3 protein-coding genes are annotated in these 2,395 nt (G+C 30.4%); 1 reads left to right on the forward strand and 2 read right to left on the reverse strand.

Translation table 11 applies throughout. The features are described 5' to 3' along the window. Positions 1-692, forward strand: a 692-nt coding sequence (locus A9G40_RS01390) for an IS3 family transposase (RefSeq protein ID WP_176700415.1), incomplete at its 5' end; no start/stop codon positions are given. A 4-nt stretch (positions 693-696) separates the two neighbouring features. Here the strand turns inward: A9G40_RS01390 and A9G40_RS01395 are convergent. Further along, complete coding sequence (locus A9G40_RS01395) at positions 697-1,731, reverse strand: protein kinase (protein WP_065581583.1); 1,035 nt, start codon at positions 1,729-1,731, stop codon at positions 697-699. A gap of 12 nt (positions 1,732-1,743) precedes the next feature. Beyond that, positions 1,744-2,395, reverse strand: a 652-nt coding sequence (locus A9G40_RS14855) for a hypothetical protein (RefSeq protein WP_065581584.1), incomplete at its 5' end; no start/stop codon positions are given.

Consider the following 2,395-nt stretch of genomic DNA (forward strand, 5'->3'; position numbering starts at 1 on the left):
CGGTGATTGTTTCGGTGTTGAATGCTATCACAGACCGGCATTTACGCTGGGGCTTTCCTAAATGTTTTAATCGTATCAGAAAGCTCGGCTATCAATGGAATCATAAACGGGTATATCGGGTGTATTGTGAATTAAAGCTTAATCTCAGGGTAAAGCGTAAAAAACGCATTCCTCCACGATGCCCGGAAAGGTTATTAGCCCCCAATAAACAAGGTGAATGTTGGTCAATGGATTTTATGAGTGACAGTAGTCGTAATCAACGTCGCTTTAGGACATTCAATGTCATCGATGACTTTAATCGTGAGGCATTAGGTATTGATATTGGTGTGAGTTTACCCGCAGGTAGAGTGACTCGTTATTTGGATAAATTGGCGGAGTATCATGGTTATCCGTTAAAAATACGCGTCGATAATGGACCAGAATTTACAGGAAAAACCTTTATAAACTGGGCTAAATCACATGATATAGCCATTGATTATATCCAGCCCGGTAGCCCTTATGAAAATGGTTATATTGAACGATTTAATCGTACCTATCGTACTGAAGTACTCGATTTATATCTTTTTAACAACTTAGCACAAGCAAGGAGAATAACCGAAGAATGGTTAACGATTTATAACACCGAAAGACCGCATGAGGCATTAAATAACATGACACCGCTCGAATATAAAACATTAAAACAGGCAGCTTAATTTTCTACGTGAGTTGTGTACTAAGTTTGGGGTATTTACATTCACACTTAACGAAATCTAACACTGATATAACTGGATACTGACTTTTATAGGTATTGATTTTAAAAGATGAAGGCGACGATAATTTGATATATTCAAGGTTAATTTGGTTATCAATAAAGTCTGATAATGTAGGTATTTTTTTAAATTGATCCACCAAACAAATTTTTATATAGTTAGTGACATATATAGTTAATTGTGGATAACTCATCAATAGATTGATAGTTTTAGAATTCTCTGGATTTTCAAAATCATCTACTTTGAATACTAGAGAATCTGAATCTGATTGTGATTTGTCCCAAATAGATGCGTCTAGAATTAATGATTGTAAACCTAACCATAATGTAATAAATGAGAAATTATCCAACTTATCATTAAATGGATTTTCAACTGCTCTTAAAGGATGTTGAAAGTTAATATGACCTAATTCTGAACTCCCCAATTTAGAAATTGAGCCAATATACATTCCGTCATAATCAATCAATTGAATAGCTTTTCCATTATCAGACACCATTATATTCCCCATTTGCAGATCTCCATGAGAAATATTATTTTTTCCTAAAAATTCTGATAATTCTTTTATTTTTTTTGATAAATTATTCAATGCAGCCTTATTTTTATAATTTTTTTCTAAAAATTCCCCTAGAGTTTCGCCTTGTGCCCAAGCCATTTTAACTATCGGATAATGATTTCCATTAACACATATGCCATTATTTAAAAAATCAAAGTTAACAAAAAAAGAAGAGTTCAAGGATTTAAGTTTTTGAGAAATAGCTGTGTAACGTTGTAACAACCCTTTTGACTCTTTATGAAAACATCTAACAGCAAATTTAGTACCTTTATTTTCAATAGTGTAGGTTAAAGCAAATCCACCACTTATAGCTAAAGGAACACCTAACCCTGATTTTTTAATATTTCCAAATTTTAAATCATTATCTGATATAAAATTTTGGTGAGATTGAAATACTTGATTATATTGCTCAAAAGTAGGATATGTCATAACCTTAACCAATTAATTTATTTTAAGAATGATTAATGTTGAGTCATCTATTTTCATTTTTTTATTTTTCCGTGCTTCCATTACCTTTGTATAAAAAAACTCATTTAAGTTACTCAAATTGTTTTGTAAATTGAGTATATTTGTTAGATTTGTAGAACTTTTTAATAAATTAAAAGAATTAATAAGCCAATCAGCTAAAGCATCCGTACACAAGAACAAATAGTAATCATTATATTTACTTAAATTTACATACTTAGTGTATTTATCAAAATCAAAAGTGTTAAAGTTTTTCTTAGTTGAAACCAGTTGAGGACAGTTTTTAAAATCAGGAATATCAAAAATTTTCTGATATTCGTATTTATGATTATTCTTACAATTCCTATAAGCCCTTGTCTTTTTTTTCACACGTGATCTTTTCCTTTTTAAATAGTTTTTTGAGGACTTTTTAAATAAAAAAATACAACTATCACCAATACAAGTAATTTTTAAGCTATTTTTAATTTGACTATAATTTACACCTATAAAAGTGGCAAAACTTCCCCTTTGATAAGCCTCAATTTGGGTCCAAGTCATATTATGAATATCATGTTGTTTCGCATAATCTTTCTCGGCTGAAATTAAATATTCGTCAAATGATGAAAAAGTTTTACCAACAAATTTTTGA

This window comes from Gilliamella sp. Nev3-1 (genome assembly GCF_001690435.1).
In the GTDB taxonomy this organism is placed as follows: Bacteria; Pseudomonadota; Gammaproteobacteria; order Enterobacterales; family Orbaceae; genus Gilliamella; species Gilliamella apicola_C.

Bases quoted from the DNA above. Each gene is read 5' to 3' on its own strand.
- A9G40_RS01395 (WP_065581583.1), bottom strand. From the start codon at position 1,731: ATGACATATCCTACTTTTGAGCAATATAATCAAGTATTTCAATCTCAC.